Annotated in this window: 15 protein-coding genes and 1 pseudogene; 13 read left to right on the top strand and 3 right to left on the bottom strand. The window is 67.2% G+C overall.

From position 1 onward, the window contains the following. The first annotated feature begins 201 nt into the window (after positions 1-201). From steA to der, 11 genes are all read left to right on the top strand, one after another. On the top strand, positions 202-1,422 hold the full coding sequence (steA, locus tag ON40_RS18340; RefSeq protein WP_051193225.1) for a putative cytokinetic ring protein SteA: 1,221 nt from the start codon (positions 202-204) through the stop codon (positions 1,420-1,422). Between the two features lie 10 nt (positions 1,423-1,432). Then, positions 1,433-2,356 carry a copper transporter gene (locus ON40_RS18335; protein ID WP_040823908.1) on the top strand — a complete coding sequence of 308 codons (924 nt, stop codon included), beginning with the start codon at positions 1,433-1,435 and terminating at the stop codon, positions 2,354-2,356. A 198-nt stretch (positions 2,357-2,554) separates the two neighbouring features. Then, on the top strand, positions 2,555-4,282 hold the full coding sequence (gene pyrG, locus ON40_RS18330) for a CTP synthase (RefSeq protein WP_040823905.1): 1,728 nt from the start codon (positions 2,555-2,557) through the stop codon (positions 4,280-4,282). Further along, positions 4,279-4,929, top strand: a complete 651-nt coding sequence (locus ON40_RS18325) for an NUDIX domain-containing protein (RefSeq protein ID WP_040823901.1) — start codon at positions 4,279-4,281, stop codon at positions 4,927-4,929. Before pyrG ends, ON40_RS18325 begins: the two co-directional genes overlap by 4 nt. Positions 4,930-5,161: 232 nt before the next feature. Then, the gene (gene xerD, locus ON40_RS18320; protein WP_040824606.1) at positions 5,162-6,088 is read left to right on the top strand and encodes a site-specific tyrosine recombinase XerD; all 927 of its coding nucleotides are present in this window, start codon (positions 5,162-5,164) and stop codon (positions 6,086-6,088) included. Positions 6,089-6,690: 602 nt separating this feature from the next. Then, positions 6,691-7,662, top strand: coding sequence for a ParA family protein (locus ON40_RS18315; protein WP_169541873.1), 972 nt, complete (start codon positions 6,691-6,693; stop codon positions 7,660-7,662). Then, entirely contained in the window at positions 7,659-8,573 is a 915-nt protein-coding gene (locus tag ON40_RS18310; RefSeq protein WP_040823898.1) for a segregation and condensation protein A, read from the top strand. Before ON40_RS18315 ends, ON40_RS18310 begins: the two co-directional genes overlap by 4 nt. Before the next feature lie 2 nt (positions 8,574-8,575). Continuing rightward, positions 8,576-9,286: an SMC-Scp complex subunit ScpB gene (scpB, locus tag ON40_RS18305; RefSeq protein ID WP_051193274.1), complete on the top strand. Its 711-nt coding sequence runs from the start codon at positions 8,576-8,578 to the stop codon at positions 9,284-9,286. Positions 9,287-9,295: 9 nt separating this feature from the next. Beyond that, on the top strand, positions 9,296-10,957 hold the full coding sequence (locus ON40_RS56090; protein WP_169541872.1) for a pseudouridine synthase: 1,662 nt from the start codon (positions 9,296-9,298) through the stop codon (positions 10,955-10,957). Positions 10,958-10,968: 11 nt separating this feature from the next. Beyond that, positions 10,969-11,697, top strand: a complete 729-nt coding sequence (cmk, locus tag ON40_RS18295; RefSeq protein WP_245567855.1) for a (d)CMP kinase — start codon at positions 10,969-10,971, stop codon at positions 11,695-11,697. After that, positions 11,694-13,133, top strand: a complete 1,440-nt coding sequence (gene der / locus ON40_RS18290) for a ribosome biogenesis GTPase Der (RefSeq protein ID WP_040823896.1) — start codon at positions 11,694-11,696, stop codon at positions 13,131-13,133. The genes cmk and der overlap by 4 nt, the downstream gene beginning before the upstream one ends. Positions 13,134-13,572: 439 nt before the next feature. Here der and ON40_RS18285 read toward each other — a convergent pair whose 3' ends face one another. Next, entirely contained in the window at positions 13,573-13,854 is a 282-nt protein-coding gene (locus ON40_RS18285) for a YggT family protein (protein WP_040823893.1), read from the bottom strand. A gap of 168 nt (positions 13,855-14,022) precedes the next feature. Beyond that, positions 14,023-14,838: pseudogene (locus ON40_RS18280) on the bottom strand (dolichyl-phosphate beta-glucosyltransferase); the annotation flags it as partial. Positions 14,839-15,204: 366 nt separating this feature from the next. On the opposite strand from ON40_RS18280, the gene ON40_RS18275 reads away from it, so the two are divergent. Beyond that, positions 15,205-16,707, top strand: coding sequence for a carboxylesterase/lipase family protein (locus tag ON40_RS18275; protein WP_040823891.1), 1,503 nt, complete (start codon positions 15,205-15,207; stop codon positions 16,705-16,707). Positions 16,708-16,804: 97 nt separating this feature from the next. Then, on the top strand, positions 16,805-17,221 hold the full coding sequence (locus ON40_RS18270; protein ID WP_157186331.1) for a protease inhibitor I42 family protein: 417 nt from the start codon (positions 16,805-16,807) through the stop codon (positions 17,219-17,221). Positions 17,222-17,343: 122 nt separating this feature from the next. Here ON40_RS18270 and ON40_RS18265 read toward each other — a convergent pair whose 3' ends face one another. Then, positions 17,344-17,817 carry a hypothetical protein gene (locus tag ON40_RS18265; RefSeq protein ID WP_040823885.1) on the bottom strand — a complete coding sequence of 158 codons (474 nt, stop codon included), beginning with the start codon at positions 17,815-17,817 and terminating at the stop codon, positions 17,344-17,346. Between the last annotated feature and the right edge of the window lie 213 nt (positions 17,818-18,030).

Here is an 18,030-nt window from a genome sequence, read left to right as displayed (position 1 = left end):
TCTCCTTGGGATTCTGGACGGGCGCGGCAGCGCGGCGAATTTTCTGTGACACCGAGTCTCAGCAATGCGTCGCGAGGACAGCATATCCGCACCGGATCTTTCGGGCGTGCGAAGTGTCATTGGCGTCGCGGTAACGAATGTGATAGTGAATGCGGCGCGCCTCCACCAATGGTTGAGAGTTTGCGGTCAGTATCGGTTGCCATGAAGATGCTGGCGCTGTTGTCGAAGAACAACGAAATGCTGCCGGGCCGCACGGGGCTGGCACGCGTCGACCGCAACACCCGGCGTCTGCTCAAACGAGTGGGACCCGGCGATGTCGTGGTGCTCGACGAGATGGACCTGGATCGGCTCACCGCCGACCGGCTCGTCGAGGCGGGAGTGGCGGCGGTGATCAACGCCTCGCCGTCGATCTCCGGGCGCTATCCGAACCTCGGACCGGAGGCGCTGGTCGCCAACGGGATCGTGTTGCTGGACGCGGTATCCAACGACGTCTTCGCCAAGATCAAGGACGGCGCGAAGGTGCGTATCGATGGTGCCGTCGTCTACGCCGACCGGCTCACCAGGAAGGAACCCGAGGTCCTGGTCGAGGGGATCGAGCTCACCGAATCCAGCATCGGCGAACGGATGATCGCCGCGCGCAACGGCCTGGCCGATCATCTGGAGGCGTTCTCGGGCAACACGATCGAATTCATCCGCACCGAGAGTGCGCTGCTGATCGATGGCTTCGGTGTTCCGGAGCTGGATCTGGACATGCGCAATCGGCACGTCGTGGTGGTGGCCGACGGTCCGGACCATCGCGACGACCTGCGGGCGCTCAAACCCTTCATCAAGGAGTACGCGCCGATTCTGGTCGGTGTCGGCCGTGGTGCGGACACGCTGACGCGCTGTGGTTACCGGCCCGATCTGATCGTCGGGGATCCGGAGGAGATCACCGCCACCACACTCAAATCCGGCGCCGAGGTGATCCTGCCCGCCGACACCGACGGGCACGCCAAGGGCCTGGACCGCATTCAGGACCTGGGCATCGGCGCGACCACCTTTCCGTCCTCGGGATCGGCCCCGGACCTGGCCTTGCTGCTGGCCGATCATCACGGCGCGGCGCTGATCATCACCTGCGGTGCGGCCGCATCGCTGGACGACTTCTTCGATCGCAGCCGCCGCGAATCCAATCCGGCGACCTTCCTGACCCGGCTCAAGACCGGTCCGAAACTGATGGACGCCAAGGCCGTCGCCACGCTCTACGGCCATCGCACCTCGGGCTGGGCGGTGGCGCTGGTGGTGCTGGCCGCGCTGGTCGCGCTGATCGTGGCGGTGCTCGCCTCGCATCTGGGCGGGGAGGCGCTGGACTGGGCCGCGTCGGTGTGGCATCAGGCCCGGGGCGTGGGACACGACCTATCGAACTTGTTGAATCGGCAACACTGAAGGGGAACAGGTGATTTCGCTACGCCAGCACGCCATCTCGATTGCGGGGATCTTCCTCGCGCTGGCGATCGGGGTGGTGTTCGGTTCGCATTCGGGGGTGCTGACCGCGCTGCGCCCGGATCACGGACTGCAGTCCAAGGTCGACACGTTGACCACGCAACATGCCCGGCTCAGCGGTGAACTCGCCGCCTCCGACGCCTTTCTGGCCGGGGCGCAGGGCCGGCTGCTCGGCGGCACCCTCGGCGGACACAGCGTCCTGCTGTTCACCACGCCCGATGCCGACCACGGCGATGTGGAGGCGGTCGGCAAGGCACTGCGCGCCGCGGGTGCGACGGTGACCGGCACGATCGGATTGACGAATCCGTTCGTCGACTCGGGTCAGGGGGATCGGTTGCGCACCGCGGTGACGAATATGATTCCCGCCGGTGCGCAACTGCAGACCGACTCGGTCGATCAGGGCAGCCTCGCCGGTGATCTGCTCGGGCTGGCACTGCTCACCGATCCCGCCGACGGACATCAGCGCGCGACTCCCCAGGAGCGTTCCCTGATCCTGAACACCCTGCGCAGCGGCGGTTTCCTCACCTTCGGTGATGTTCAGCCCGCTCAACTGGCCGTCGTGGTCACCGGGGACGGCGCGCAGGCCGCGCAGGACGATCGAGGATCGATCATCGCGAAATTCGCGGGCGGGTTGCGGGGTCGCGATGCGGGAACCGTACTGGCCGGCCGGGCCGGATCCGCCGACGGTGCGGGCCCGATCGCGGTGGTGCGCACGGACGGACGGCTGGCCGGTTCGGTGACGACGGTCGACAATGTGGATCACGAAATCGGCCGGGTCACAACGGCTCTCGGATTGAGCGAACAGCTGAAGGGGCTCACCGGACGGTACGGCACCGGCGCCAAGGCGAGTTCGCTGACCGTCGCGGCGCTGCCGTAGCCGGGGCCTCGGCCGGTGCTCGTGATCACATCACGGCGTTGCGGGCACATTCGCAGTAGCGGTCCGCGCCCGATGCCCGGATGCTGTTCGAGAGGCCCGCGGTGGTCTGGCATCGGGGAGAACTCCCGGCCAGCCACTGTTCGGCTACTGCGCGTTGTATTCGATTGACGGGGCTTTTTCGTGTTAATGTGAAGACCCGTGGGTCAATCACGGATTCCGTCGCGAACGGCTACCAAACACATCTTCGTCAGTGGTGGCGTCGCCTCCTCGCTCGGTAAGGGCCTGACGGCTTCCAGCCTCGGCCAGCTGCTCACCTCGCGCGGCCTGCGGGTGACGATGCAGAAGCTCGATCCGTACCTCAACGTCGATCCCGGCACCATGAACCCGTTCCAGCACGGCGAGGTGTTCGTGACCGAGGACGGCGCCGAGACCGACCTCGACGTCGGCCACTACGAGCGTTTCCTGGACCGGAATCTGACCCAGTACGCGAATGTCACCACAGGGCAGGTGTATTCGTCGGTCATCGCCAAGGAGCGGCGCGGCGAGTACCTCGGTGACACCGTGCAGGTCATTCCGCACATCACCGACGAGATCAAGTCCCGCATCCTGGCGATGAGCGCCCCGGACCGCGAGGGCAACACCCCCGACGTGGTGATCACCGAGATCGGCGGCACCGTCGGCGATATCGAATCTCAGCCGTTCCTCGAGGCGGCCCGGCAGATCCGGCATGAGGTGGGCCGGGACCACTGCTTCTTCCTGCACGTCACGCTGGTGCCCTATCTGGCGCCCTCGGGCGAGCTCAAGACCAAGCCGACCCAGCACTCGGTTGCCGCGCTGCGCAATATCGGTATCCAGCCCGATGCGCTGGTCCTCCGGTGTGACCGTGAGGTTCCGCAGGGATTGAAGAACAAGATCGCGCTGATGTGTGACGTCGAGGTGGATGCGTGCATCTCGACCCCGGATGCGCCGTCGATCTACGACATCCCGCGGGTGCTGCACCGGGAGGGCCTGGACGCCTATGTGGTGCGTCGGCTGGGCCTGCCGTTCCGGGACGTGGACTGGACGGTGTGGGGCGATCTGCTCGAGCGGGTGCACAACCCGCGTGAGCAGGTGACCGTCGCGCTGGTGGGCAAATACGTGGATCTGCCCGACGCCTATCTGTCGGTCACCGAGGCGCTGCGTGCGGGTGGATTCGCCCGCAAGGCGAAGGTGAACATCCGCTGGGTGCAGTCCGACGAGTGCGAGACTCCCGCGGGTGCGCAGGCGCATCTGGGCGATGTGGACGCGGTGCTGATCCCGGGCGGATTCGGCATCCGCGGTATCGAGGGCAAGGTCGGCGCGATCCGTTACGCGCGCACCCGCGGTATTCCGTTGCTCGGATTGTGTCTGGGCCTGCAGTGCGTGGTGATCGAGGCCGCGCGCGCGGTCGGGCTCGAGGACGCCAATTCCGCCGAGTTCGAGCCGGAGACATCGCATCCGGTGATCTCCACGATGGCCGATCAGGAGCAGGCGGTCGCCGGTGAGGCCGATCTGGGCGGCACCATGCGGCTGGGCGCGTATCCCGCGATCCTGGAACAGGGGTCGGTCGTGGCGCAGGCGTACGGCCAGGCCGAGGTCTCCGAGCGGCACCGGCACCGCTACGAGGTGAACAACGCCTACCGCGCCAAGATCGCCGAGGGCGGATTGCGGTTCAGCGGCACCTCCCCGGACGGGCATCTGGTCGAATTCGTCGAGCTGCCCGGCGACAAGCACCCGTTCTTCGTGGCCACTCAGGCCCATCCCGAACTCAAGAGCCGCCCGACGCGGCCGCATCCGCTGTTCGCCGCGCTGATCGCGGCGGCGCTGAAATACAAAGCCGCCGAACGTCTTCCGGTCGAGATCGAGGGCGACGCGGAACTCGACGGAGCCGAGAGCGTGTCTCGATGAGCGAGCTCGGCGCACCGGGGACCCACGATTTCCGGACGGTGTCGAGTCGCATCGTGTATTCCGGGGCGATCCTGGCGTTGCGGCTCGATCAGGTCGAAATGCCGGGCGGGCGGGTCGCCGAACGCGAGGTGATCGAACATCACGGCGCGGTCGCGGTCGCCGCGCTCGACGAGAACGGTGATCTGGTGCTGATCAACCAGTACCGGCATCCGATCGGCCGTCGCCTGTTGGAGCTGCCCGCGGGTCTGCTCGACGAACCGGGCGAGGATCCGCTCGCCGCGGCCCGGCGGGAACTGGCCGAGGAGACCGGGCTGGCCGCGCGGACCTGGTCGGTGCTGGTCGATGTGGCGTTGTCGCCGGGGTTCACCGACGAGTCGCTGCGGGTGTATCTGGCCACCGATCTGTATCGGACCGATCGTCCCGAACCCGAGTTGGAGGAGGCCGACCTGCAGCTCGTGCAGATGTCCGTCGAGGATGCTGTGCGTGCCGCGCTGGCCGGTGAGATCGTCAACGCGACCGCTGTGGCGGGTGTGCTGGCGCTGTCCACCGCTCGGTCGTCGGGAATCGAGCTGCGTCCCGCCGATGCGCCGTGGCCCGGTATGCCGACCCGGTTCCTCGACCGGAAGTCCGCCGCCGCTACCGACTGACCGCTCGCCGCCAGTGCGAGCTGTTGGTCGGTTCGTCACGGGTGAGAGCTGCTGGTAGGCCCGCCACGGGTGAGCTGCTGATCGGCCCGACACCGGTGAGAGCTGGTGGCCGGTCCACCACCGGTCGTCGCCGATCGCACGGTCGCAGCAGGTCCCGGCCGACCGCGCCCGCTGCGCCGGTGCGTGCGTTTCGGGCGAGGCGGATGTCGGACCCTGCTGCAATGATGTGGGCGTGTTGCAGCGCGAGATCGATGCGTACCTCGACCATCTGGCGGTCGAGCGCGGGGCCGCGCGCAACACGCTCAGCGCATACCGGCGTGACCTGGGGCGATACCGAGAATTCCTGACCACCAGGGGGATTGCCGGTCTCGGCGAGGTGACCGAGAGCGACATCGGCGATTTCACGGTATCGCTGCGGGCGGGTGCACACGGGTATCCGCCATTGGCGGCCAGCTCCGCGGCGCGAGGACTGGTGGCCGTGCGCGGACTGCATCGATTCGCCGCTGCCGAGGGCATCACCGCCGGAGATGTCGCCCACGCGGTCAAACCGCCTACGCCCGCCCGACGTCTCCCCAAAGCCCTTCCCTACGAACAGGTTTCGCGGCTGCTGGAGGCGGCGGGCGGTTCCGGTGCGGCCGACGGCGGCCCGCGTGGACTGCGCGATCGGGCATTGCTCGAGTTGCTGTACTCGACCGGTGCGCGCATCTCCGAGGCGATCGATCTGGACGTGGACGATATCGATGCCGCCGCCCGCGCGGTCGTCCTGCGCGGCAAGGGCGGTAAACAACGCATCGTCCCGATCGGCCGTCCCGCCCTGGAGGCGCTGGAGGGTTACCTCGTGCGCGGCCGCCCCGCACTCACCATGCGCGGCACCGGAAATCCCGCCCTGTTCTGTAATGCCCGCGGCGGCAGACTCTCTCGCCAGAGCGCCTGGCAGGTCCTACAGGACGCCGCCGAACGCGCAGGCATAGGCGCCGCGGTCTCCCCGCACACCCTGCGCCACTCCTTCGCCACCCACCTGCTCGACGGCGGCGCAGACGTCCGCGTCGTCCAGGAACTACTGGGCCACGCCTCGGTCACCACCACCCAGATCTACACCCTGGTCACCGTCAACACCCTCCACGAAGTCTGGGCCACAGCCCACCCCCGCGCCCGCTGACCACAACCCGGAAATAGCAGCTCATCGCCGATAACTCACATTCGATCACCCGAATCGGTCGTCGCAGCCCGCCCCCTCTGCAACAGTGGGCCTCTTGATCGAGTCGTTCACCCCACGCTGTCGCTCCGAGCGCGGCCAACCCGCAAACCACCTGCCGCCACAGGCTTCTCGGCGACGCCAACTTGCGTCGGCTCACCATTGCAGCAACGGCAATGCCAGCGCAACCGCCGATTTCGCAAGAACATCGGCAACTCACCGGGCACGCCCGAAAGGCGATCGGCCCCCAACCGCAGCCCCGAAGCTCGAGCCTCCGAGCACCCAACGGCCCGCGAACGCCTCGGAGAGGCCGACGTACCAACTGATTTCGCAAGAACATGGGTAACTCCCCGGGCACGCCCGAAAGGTGATCGGCTCCCAACTGCCGGCCCGAAGCCCGAGTCTTGGAGCACCCAACGACACGCTGAAGTCCCGGGGAGGCGGAACAGCGGTGTTGTGCTACGAGGCGGTAGCGTCTATGGAAGTGCTTAACGCGGCACACCCTGATGAAGATCGGCCCCGCAGCGCTGGGTGGGGCAATGCAGGACTTGTAAGGAGCAGCGGATATGACGACAGCCGGTGCGGGAGAACCGCATAGGGGAGCTGCGACAGACCCGCTTTCATACAACCGATCAGGATCGCGGATAGAGCATGCGGCCCGAACATTATGGGAGGCGAAGGATATCGTGGCGGACGGCACGGAAGTGGGACCGACCGGACGCCCGTTGCGCGACATACCGGAACCGCCGCCGGTGTCCCGCCACGGAGACGCGCTGGTCATCGCGATGTGCAACCAGAAGGGGGGCGTCGGCAAGACCACCTCGACGATCAATCTCGGCGCCGCGCTGGCCGAATACGGTCGCAAGGTGCTGCTGGTGGATCTGGATCCGCAGGGGGCGCTGTCCGCGGGTCTGGGCGTCGCGCACCACGATCTGGATCTGACCGTGCACAATCTGCTGGTCGGTGGCCGGGCCGGGGTCGACGACGTACTGATGTCCACGAAGGTCGAGGGGATGGATCTGCTGCCCAGCAACATCGATCTGTCCGCCGCGGAGATCCAGTTGGTCAACGAGGTCGGCCGGGAGCAGACCCTGGGTCGTGCGCTGGCGCCGTTGAACGATCGGTACGACTACGTCCTCATCGACTGCCAGCCGTCGCTGGGTCTGCTCACCGTCAATGCGCTGGCCTGCGCCGATGGTGTGGTCATTCCGATGGAGTGCGAATACTTCTCGCTGCGTGGCCTGGCCCTGCTCACCGACACCGTGGACAAGGTGCGGGACCGGCTGAACCAGCGGTTGAGCCTGTACGGCATCGTAGTGACCATGTTCGATGCGCGATTGCTGCACTCGCGGCAGGTGATGGCCCGAGTGGTGGAGGTCTTCGGGGATCTGGTGTACGACACGGTGATCAATCGGACCGTGCGGTTCCCGGACGCGAGTGTGGCCGGTGAACCGATCACCACCTGGGCGCCGAAATCCGGTGGCGCGGAGGCGTATCGGGCGATGGCACGGGAAGTCATTCACCGGTCGGGCCGGTGACCGCGGAACTGCCCACTGTTACGGATCCACCCGCTTCCGCTCAGGCGGGCCCCGAAGACGCCGGGGCCGCCGACAATCCGGACAGAACGAACGTCTTCCATCTGCGCCTGACCAATTTCGAGGGTCCCTTCGATCTGCTCCTGCAGCTGATCAGCCAGCGGCGGCTCGATGTCACCGAGGTCGCGCTGCACAAGGTCACCGACGAATTCATCGCGTACACCAAGGCGTTGACCTCGACGCTGAATGAGGATCGCACCCTGCGCGCGGACAAGATTCTCGATCTGACCACCGAGTTCCTCGTCGTGGCCGCCACTTTGCTGGATCTGAAGGCGGCGCGGTTGCTGCCCTCGGGAGAGGTCACCGACGCCGACGATCTGGAGCTGCTCGAGGCACGCGATCTGCTGTTCGCGCGGTTGCTGCAGTATCGGGCGTTCAAACAGGTCGCCGAGTTGCTGGGGGAGTTGGAAGCCGCAGCACTGCGGCGTTATCCGCGGGCGGTGTCGCTGGAGGATCGCTACCTGCAACTCCTGCCGGAGGTTACGCTGGGGGTCGACGCCGCCGGTTTCGCCGATATCGCCGCGGCGGCGTTCCGGCCACGTCCGGTGCCGAAGGTGGGTCTGGACCATCTGCACGCCCACGCGATCTCGGTCGCCGAGCAGGCCGCGATGGTGCTGGAGATGTTGCGTGCACGCGGAGCGGGCAATTGGACGACGTTCCACGAGATCTGCGTCGACTGCGAGCTGCCGGTGCAGATCGTCGCGAGATTCCTGGCGCTGTTGGAGCTGTACCGGGGCAAGACGATCGAATTCGACCAGCCCGATCCGCTGGGGCCCCTGGCGGTCAGCTGGATCGGCGATGCGGACGGTGCGCAGGCGGCGCAAGCGGTGACTATCGAAGAGGATTACGGGTGACGGTGACAGCGGGTACCGATGCGGCCGAGGACGGCGATGCTCGTGCGGCCGAGGACGACGGCGCGGTCGAGGAACAGTTCGGTGCGCGGTCGCTCGGCGAGGACGAATTCCGCTCGGCGCTCGAGGCGATGCTGTTGGTCGCGGACTCACCGGCATCGGTCGAACTGCTCGCCTCGGCCGTCGGCGATAGTGAGAAACGCGTCACGCAGGCGTTGCGGGAGATGTCGGCCGAGCTGACCGCCCGGGGCAGCGGCATAGACCTGAGATATGCCGGTGACGGCTGGCGTTACTACACGCGGACCGAATACGCGCCGTATGTCGAACGCATGCTGCTGGACGGTGCGCGGTCCAAACTGACCCGCGCCGCTTTGGAAACTCTCGCCGTCATCGCCTATCGTCAACCGGTTACGCGAGCACGGGTCAGCGCCGTGCGCGGGGTGAATGTCGACGGTGTGATTCGGACTCTGGTCGCCCGCGGGCTCATCGCCGAGTCGGGGACCGATACCGATACCAACGGGACCCTGTACGTCACGACCGAACTGTTCCTGGAACGGATCGGACTCGCGTCGCTGGCGGATCTCCCGCCGCTGGCGCCCCTGCTGCCGGGCGTCGACCTGATCGATGAGATCAACGAGAGTCTGGACACCGACCCCCGGTACACCAGGCTGAAGAAACCCGCCGAGTCGGATATCGACCTCGGCGCCGAGGATTGACAGGACAAAGTGAACACACCCGCTCGCCGAGATGGCACACCGGATCGTGACAGAGACAATCAACCGCCGCGCGGCCGGGCTCCCCGCGGTCGCGCGGGTGGCGCAGCCGACCGCGGGGGATATTCCAGGGGGGATCGTTCGGACCGCGGCGGCTCCTCGTCGGATCGCGGATCCGGACGCGGTGGCTACTCGCAGGATCGCGGGAGTAGCCGTGGCGGTTATTCGCAGGATCGCGGGAGTAGCCGTGGCGGTTATTCGCAGGATCGCGGGAGTAGCCGTGGCGGTTATTCGCAGGATCGCGGGAGCAGCCGTGGTGGCTACTCGCAGGATCGTGGGTCGAACCGCGGCGGCTATTCGGAGGATCGTGGCGGTCGCGGCGGCTATTCCTCGGAGCGAGGCTCCGGACGGGGTGGTTATTCGCAGGACCGTGACAGTCGCGGGGGTTATTCGCAGGACCGTGGTCGTGGCGGCTATTCGCAGGATCGCGGTGCCGGACGGGGTGGTCGTTCGCAGGACCGCGACAGTCGCGGCGGGTATTCGCAGGATCGCGGTGGACGTGGCGGCTACGGCGGCGGCCGTGGTTCCGCACAGGACCGCACCGGTGGTGGCTACTCCCAGGATCGCGGGCGCGGCAGTTATTCGCAGGGACGCCCGACCGGGAGCCGAGGCGGTTCCCAGGGCGAGCGCGGGGGCTTCGCGGGGCGCGGTCGCGCACCCGAGGCACTGCCGGGGCGCGGTGAGGAGCGTTCGATCGCCGGGCGCAATACCGCCGGCCGGATCGGCGGCGCGCGTCCGCTGACGCCGCAGCCCGCACCCAACCGCAAGCCGAAACCCGCGCCGCAGCGCAAGCAGCCCACCGTGCTCAGCTTCGCCAAGCCCGCCCGGCATCAGAACGTCGAGGCGGAGGAGCAGCAGGGCCCGAAGAAGCTGCCCTGGGGCGAGGGGGAGCGGCTGCAGAAGGTGCTCGCCAAGGCGGGCGTCGCCTCCCGCCGGGTCGCGGAGGAACTCATCGAGCAGGGCCGCATCGAGGTCGACGGCGTGATCGTGCGGGAACAGGGTCTGCGCATCGATCCTGATACCGCCGTGGTCCGGGTCGACGGCGTGCGGATCGTGGTGCGCGACGAACAGGTCTATCTGGCGCTGAACAAGCCCAAGGGCTTCCAGTCCACGATGTCCGACGAGTTCAACCGGCCGTGCGTCGGCGATATCGTCGCCGAACGGGTCATGGCCGGACAGCGGCTGTTCCACGTCGGCCGGCTCGACGCCGACACCGAGGGACTGCTGCTGCTCACCAACGACGGCGACCTCGCGCACCGGCTGATGCACCCCTCCTTCGAGGTGTCCAAGACGTATCTGGCGACCGTGGACGGCGAGGTGCAGCGCGATGTCGGCAAGCGCCTGCGCAAGGGCGTGGAACTCGACGACGGCCCGGCCACGGTCGACGAGTTCCAGGTGCTCGAGGTCGGCGAGGGCCGATCGCTGGTGAAAGTCGTTCTGCACGAAGGTCGCAAGCACATCGTGCGGCGGCTGCTGGACGCGATCGGCCATCCGGTGACCGCGCTGGTGCGCACACGGATCGGCCCGGTCGCGCTCGGTGACCAACGTCCCGGCACGCTGCGGGTGCTCGGACGCGACGAAATCGGCAAGCTCTACGAGGCGGTGGACCTGTGAACGGTGTGAAGATGTCGATCGAGATCGAGATTCCCGAACGCATGTCGGGTTCTGATTCGCTGGTCATCGCGATGGACGGCCCTTCGGGGACCGGCAAATCGAGTGTGTCCAGGCTGCTGGCCACCCGGCTGGGCGCTCGGTATCTCGACACCGGTGCGATGTACCGGGTCGCGACGCTGCACGCGCTGCGCGGCGACGTCGATCTGACCGATCCCGCGGCGATCGCGGTGGCGGTGAAGGATCTGCCGCTGGGGATCGGCACCGATCCGAGCCACGAGGTCATCGAACTCGACGACGTGGACGTGTCGGGGGAGATCCGCGGCGATGCGGTCACCAAGGCGGTCTCCGCGGTGTCGGCGGTGAGCGAGGTGCGTGAGCAGCTCGTCGCGCTGCAGCGCGAGATCACCGCTGCCGCAGGACGAATCGTGGTCGAGGGCCGCGATATCGGCACCGTGGTGCTGCCCGGTGCGGACGCCAAGATCTATCTGACCGCATCGGCCCCGGCCCGCGCGTATAGGCGCAATCAGCAGAACATCGCCGAGGGCCGCGGCGACGACTACGAGGCCGTGCTGGCCGATGTGCAGCGCCGGGACACCCTGGATTCCACCCGTGCGGTGTCCCCGCTGCGCCCGGCTTCGGACGCGGTCATCGTGGACACCAGCGAACTGACCCGCGAGCAGGTCATCGATGAGTTGTTCCAGGTTGTGGCGCAACAGATCTCGTCAGGAGGAGGGCGATGACCCTGCCGGACGCCGGTGCTGTCGGCTATGCCGCCGACGGTGTGTGGACCGACGAAGCCGATTGGCAGATCGCCGATCTCGAAGGTGACGTCGAGGGGCACGAGCATGTGCCGATGCCGACCGTGGCCGTGGTCGGCCGCCCGAACGTCGGCAAATCGACTCTGGTGAACCGCATCCTGGGTCGTCGCGAGGCCGTGGTGGAGGACGTTCCGGGCGTCACTCGCGACCGCGTCTCCTACGAGGCGTCCTGGGCGGGCCGGCGATTCCTGGTGCAGGACACCGGAGGCTGGGAGCCCGATGCCAAGGGCCTGCAGCAGTCGGTCGCGCGTCAGGCCGAACTGGCGATGCGGACCGCCGACGCGATCCTGCTCGTGGTCGACGTGACCACCGGCGCGACCGCCACCGACGAGGCGGCGGTGCGGGTGTTGCGCCGGTCGAAGACGCCCGTCGTGCTGGTCGTGAACAAGGTCGACGGCGAGAAGCTCGAGGCGGAGGCGGCCTCGCTGTGGTCGCTGGGACTCGGTGAGCCGCATATGGTCAGCGCCGCGCACGGTCGCGGCACCGGTGATCTGCTGGACGTGGTGCTCGAGGCGCTGCCCGAGACGCCGCGCGAGGATGTCGCGGCCCCCGGTTCCGGGCCCCGTCGTGTCGCGCTGGTCGGCAAGCCGAATGTCGGCAAGTCCAGTCTGCTGAACAAGTTGTCCGGCGACGAGCGTTCGGTGGTGCACGACGTGGCGGGCACGACCGTGGACCCGGTCGATTCGCTGGTCGAATTGGGCGGTAAGCCTTGGCGTTTCGTCGATACCGCGGGTTTGCGCCGCAAGGTGTCCAATGCCAGCGGCACCGAGTTCTACGCTTCGCTGCGTACGAAGTCGGCGATCGAGGCCGCGGAGGTGGCGGTCATGCTGATCGACGCCTCGCAGCCGATCACCGAGCAGGATCTGCGGGTGATCAGTATGGTCGCCGAGACCGGGCGGGCGCTGGTGTTGGCGTACAACAAGTGGGATCTGGTCGACGAGGATCGCCGCGAGCAGCTCGAACGCGAGATCGACCGGGAAATGGTGCAGGTGCCGTGGGCACAGCGGGTCAACATCTCCGCGCACACCGGCCGCGCGGTGCAGAAACTCGTTCCCGCCATGGAGACCGCCCTCGAGTCCTGGGACAAGCGCATCCCGACCGGTCGCTTGAACACCTGGCTCAAGGAAGTCGTCGCGGCCACCCCGCCGCCGATGCGCGGCGGGCGTCTGCCGCGCGTGCTGTTCGTCACCCAGGCGACCACGCGCCCGCCGACGTTCGTGCTGTTCACCACCGGATTCCTGGAGGCCGGGTACCGCCGGTTCCTGGAGCGCCGGCTCCGTGAGGAATTCGGTTTCGACGGTTCGCCGGTGCGGGTCTCGGTCCGCGTCCGCGAGAAGCGCGACCGCCGGAAGAAGTAGATTCCACCTCCGGTGGGCCGGGTCTCGGCCCACCGGAGGGTCTCATCTCCGCATTGGAACATGTCTGCTGTGGAACATGTTCGTACTCAACTATGCGCATTAAAACATGTGATTTCGGGATTTTCGGATCGGTGCGATCCGGTTGAGCGTGCGGGAAGAGCGCCCGGAGGAGGGGAGGGGGACGGGGATGGCCGGTTTTCCGGACAGGCCGGGTGGAGGCGAGGTACGTTCAATCCGCTTGTTACACAGTCGAATAAGGGATTGATATGTGGAGTATTGCGGTCCTTGCCGTGCTCAGCGCGGTGGCCATCGGCGTCGCGTTCGTGAAGTCGTTCCCGGAGAAGTGAATCCGCCGGGGGATCGATGGCCTGATCGCGGATGCGGGGGATTCGGCTGAGCGGCAGGGATTCTCGCGACGTCGATGCTGGAGCGGAAACGGTCAGAGGCTGAAGGCGATCGAGCGCAGGATGATCGCCGCGATGAACACCAGCGTGAAGGCCAGGTCGATCGACATGCCACCGGCCCGGATCGGCGGCAGGACGCGCCGCACCGGCGCGATGATCGGCTCGGTGCAGGAGTGGGCGATTCGACGTCCCTTCACCAGCCATTCCGCACTGGGCGAGGTGCTGAGCATCTGGATCCAGTCCAGCACCATGCGCACGAGCAGTACGAGGATGAACAGCGACAGCACATATCCGATGAGGGCTCCGATGAGGGCCATGACGAACTCCTTCGTGGTCGCGGGCCTGCTAACCGGTTTCAACGGCCGGCATCGGCCGAAAGTGTCCGCTTTGCGCTGTTCTCAGACGACTATCAGACTCGCACGTTCGATGCGATCGTGTCGAGGACGCCTGTGCGGCAGCGCGGGTCCCTAGGCGGCCAGGGTCAGCGGCAGACGTGCGGTGAGGGGTTTGCGCTCGAGTTCGGAGCGCAGGTCCTCGATCGGCAGGGAGTCGGTCGCGAATGCGCGGCGCAGCCGCCACACGCCCTGCAGATCCTTGCGTGCGGTGTCGACGATGTCGACCCGGCTGTCCGGATCGTCGACCCAGTCGACGGGCACCTCGTGGATGCGCAGACCGCACCGCTGGGCCAGCACCAGCAGTTCGGTGTCGAAGAACCATTCACCGTCCTGCACCACCGGCAGCAGCACCTGTGCGATATCCGAGCGCATCGCCTTGAATCCGCACTGGGCATCGGAGAAGTGCGCGCGCAGAGCGGCTTTGAGGATCAGGTTGTAGCTGCGGGAGATGAATTCCCGCTTCGGTCCGCGCACGACCCGCGACGCGGGATCCAGGCGGGTGCCGATCGCGATGTCCGAATGTCCCGAGACCAGCGGGGCCACCAGCGGGAGCAGTCCGTTCAGATCGGTGGACAGATCCACGTCCATGTAGGCGACCACCGCCGCGTCGGAGGCCAGCCACGCCGCGCGCAGGGCTCGGCCCCGTCCCTTGTGGTCCAGGTGGATGACCCGGACGTTGTCGAAGTCCGCGGCCAGTGCGTTCGCTGCCGCGAGGGTTCCGTCGGTGCTCGCGTTGTCGGCGATCGTGATGCGCGCCGAGAACGGAAAACCCTCGAGATGGGCCAGCAGTCGCCAGACACAGGTTCCGAGGCTGTGCTCCTCGTTGTAGACCGGGATCACGACGTCCAGTGTCGGGACGTGCGGGGTGGTGGCGGTCCGATCGGTGGGGTGCGGTGCAATCGCCATATCGCTCATGTCCACAAGATTGGTCCGCTCCGCTAGTGCGGGGCTTGGCGGCCGCTGTGAGGTCACTGTGGGCCGAATCGGGCGTGTCCTGCGAGTACTGCGGGCCGGGCGTTGCTCAGGGACCGAGGAGGAGCTCGAGCAGACGCTGACTCTCGTACAGGAGCATGAACAAGCCGTAGTAAATCGGGATCACCTCAGCATTGTGCCCGTTGACGGGGCTTATCGTGCAACGAACCGGAGATCGGACCCCAGCGGCGCAGCTCGCCGCGGGTGTGCTCACATGGGCTGACCGGATTCGAAATTGGAATGTTTCATTCACGTGCGGATTCCGGCGAGGCAGAATGCAGGCGACTGAGGAGGTTCGCTGTGGAAACCATCGTGTCCGTGACGGGCGGCAAGGTTCGAGGGGTCACCCGGGACGGCATCGCCACCTTTCTGGGGATCCCTTACGCGGCGGCGCCGATCGGGCCCGCGCGATTCGAACTGCCTGCGCGGGTACCGGATTGGGACGGTGTGCGCGATGCGCTGGAATACGGCGGGACCTGCGCGCAATCGCCCTATCCGAAGCCCATCCACGCGCTGCTGGGCAGCGACGGCATTCCCGGCGACGAATACCTGAACGTGAACGTCTGGACCCCCGAAGCGGGCGGGTCCGGGCTGCCGGTGCTGGTGTGGATCCACGGCGGCGCATTCGTGCGCGGGTCCAATGCGCGCCCGATCTACGACGGCGCATCCTTCGCCCGCGATGGCGTGGTGACGGTGTCGATCAACTATCGCCTCGGCATCTCCGGTTTCGCCGCGATACCGGACGCGCCGCTCAACCGCGGCCTGCACGATCAGGTGTTCGCCCTGCGGTGGGTGCAGGAGAACATCGCGGCATTCGGCGGAGATCCCGCCAATGTCACCGTCTTCGGGGAATCCGCGGGCGGGATGAGTATCGCCGCGCTGATCGCCTCGCCGCTGACCGACGGGCTGTTCCGTCGCGCGATCATCCAGAGCGGCAACGGGATCGGCATCGCCCGTGCCGAGGATGCCCGGCGGGTGGCCGCTGTTCTGGCGGACAAGGCCGGGATCGCACCGACCGCGGCGGCGTTCGGTGAGCTGGGGCCGGATCGGCTGCGGGCCGCGCAGGACGCCATGGCGCTGGAGCTGATGCAGGATCCGGATCCGGCGCGCTGGGGGGAGACCGTGATCAGTCACGGGTTGGGCGTGATGAGCCTGTTCCCGGTGATCGATGGCGAACTGGTCGAGGATCTGTCCAGCACTGTGCTTGCCGCGCAACCGGATCGGGCGGTGCCGTTGCTGATCGGCTGCACCGCGGAGGAATTCCGCTTCTTCACCGTGCCCGTGGGGCTGGCTGCGGGGATCACCGACGAGACGTTGCCGTTCGTGCTGCGCCGGTACGGTCTGGATCCCGAGCTGGCGCAGCTCTACGCGGCCAACCGGCCCGGGGCCTCGGCCGCGGACGTGTTCAATGCGATCGTCACCGATGTGGCGTTCCGAGAGGATTCGGTGCGCATCGCCGAATCCGTCGCGGCGGCCGGTCAACCGACGTACATGTACGAATTCGGCTGGCGTTCGGGCATCGAGGGGCTGGGCGCCTGCCACGTGCTGGAGGTGCCGTTCGTCTTCGACCGCCTGGATGCGGCGGTGAGCTTGACCGGGCCGAATCCGCCGCAGGCGCTGGCGGATCGGGTGCATCGGGCCTGGGTGGATTTCGCCACGCACGGTGATCCCGGCTGGTCGCGGTTCAGTGCCGCACATCGCGCGGTGCAGGTCTTCGACGATCCGGATTCGCCGGTGCGGGTGGATCCGCGCGCCGACGAGCTCGCCGCCGTGCGGGCCTGGCGCGATGCGCAACCGAGCTGACCGAATCGGCTGCCGGGGAACGCATCTCGTGCACAGGTGGGAGGAATGTCCGAGATCGCCGGTAAGGTGAGCGCCTCCACAGTGTGAAAGGAATGCGGTGCGTACACCTTTGCGGATGATTGTCCTGGGTCTGGCCCTCGTGGCCGGCGGTGCGAATGTGGTGGGGGTGGCTGCGGCCATTCCCACCGCCTCGCCGGTGGACGAGCCGGTCATCGTCGGAACCGACGGCAACGGGCAGAGCCGGTCGCTGTCCGTCGGACAGGAGTTGGCGGTGGCGCTGCCGGACAATCCGTCCTCGGGATACGTCTGGAAGCTGAGCCCGATCGATCAGGGCGTGCTGCATCAGGAGGGCGAACCGCAGTTCCGTTCGACCAACCCGATTCCCGGCGCGGCGGGCACCAGCGTGTGGACCTTCACCGCCGCGGGGCACGGTCACACCACCCTCCGCCTGGTGTCGGTGCGGGCGGGATCGGCTCCCGCGCAGACCTTCACCGAGAACATCACGGTGGGCTAGTCTTCCATTGCTGAATTCCATTGTGTGATAATGGGATTCGATGGCAACGAGACAGGCCGAATGTCATCGGGCCGTGCCGGGTGTCGATGGGTGAACACCCGGCACGGTTGCGGAGGGGGCGCTCAGGTGACGATGATGCGGGCTCGGGCCAGATTCTCGACCCGGGCATAGGGGCTCGAAGGGTCGCCGTCGGGGTGGGAGGCGATGCGTACGGTCACGAAATGTGTTCCGGGTTCGGTGAATACGTATTCCCGCTCGATGGTGACCGCCGTGTCGGGGGTGAATTCGCTGGTGTCGGTGAAGGTTCCGGTTCCGTCGAAATCCCAGGCGAGACACACGATCGTTCCCGCTCCGGGCGGGACCTGGGCGGTGGCTCGCAGCAGTACGCGCGCTCCGGCGGGGATCTCGGCGCGGTCCGTGCCGTCGGCGGTGAGGGTCGCGACGGGTTGGACCCCGAGCCGGTCACCGGCGCGTGCGGGCAAGTGCACCTGACCGTCCTGGACGGTGTATCGCGTGGTGGCCGCTGGTGGCCTGCCGGTTTCGACCCATGCGCTGAGCTGGTGCAATGCCTGACGTAGCACGCCGAGGTAGGTCACTGTCCGGGTGGGGTGCTCCTGCCGTTCGTCGTCGCCGTGCAGCGCGTGATCGACGTACCAGAGCCGGAAGTGCTCGTCGGTGCGGTCGCCGAGATGTTCGCGGACGCGGTTGCGGTACCAGTCGGCCTGCCAGGGGAACGCTTCGCGATCGAGCAGACAGGTACGGGGGAATCGCGGTGCTCGTCGATATCGGTGTACGGCGCGGCGAAGGTC

Origin of the sequence: Nocardia jiangxiensis NBRC 101359 (assembly GCF_000308615.1) — a bacterium.
Classification (GTDB): domain Bacteria; phylum Actinomycetota; class Actinomycetes; order Mycobacteriales; family Mycobacteriaceae; genus Nocardia; species Nocardia jiangxiensis.
Note: the sequence above shows the minus strand (reverse complement) of the source record. Positions and strands in the feature narration are given on the sequence as shown.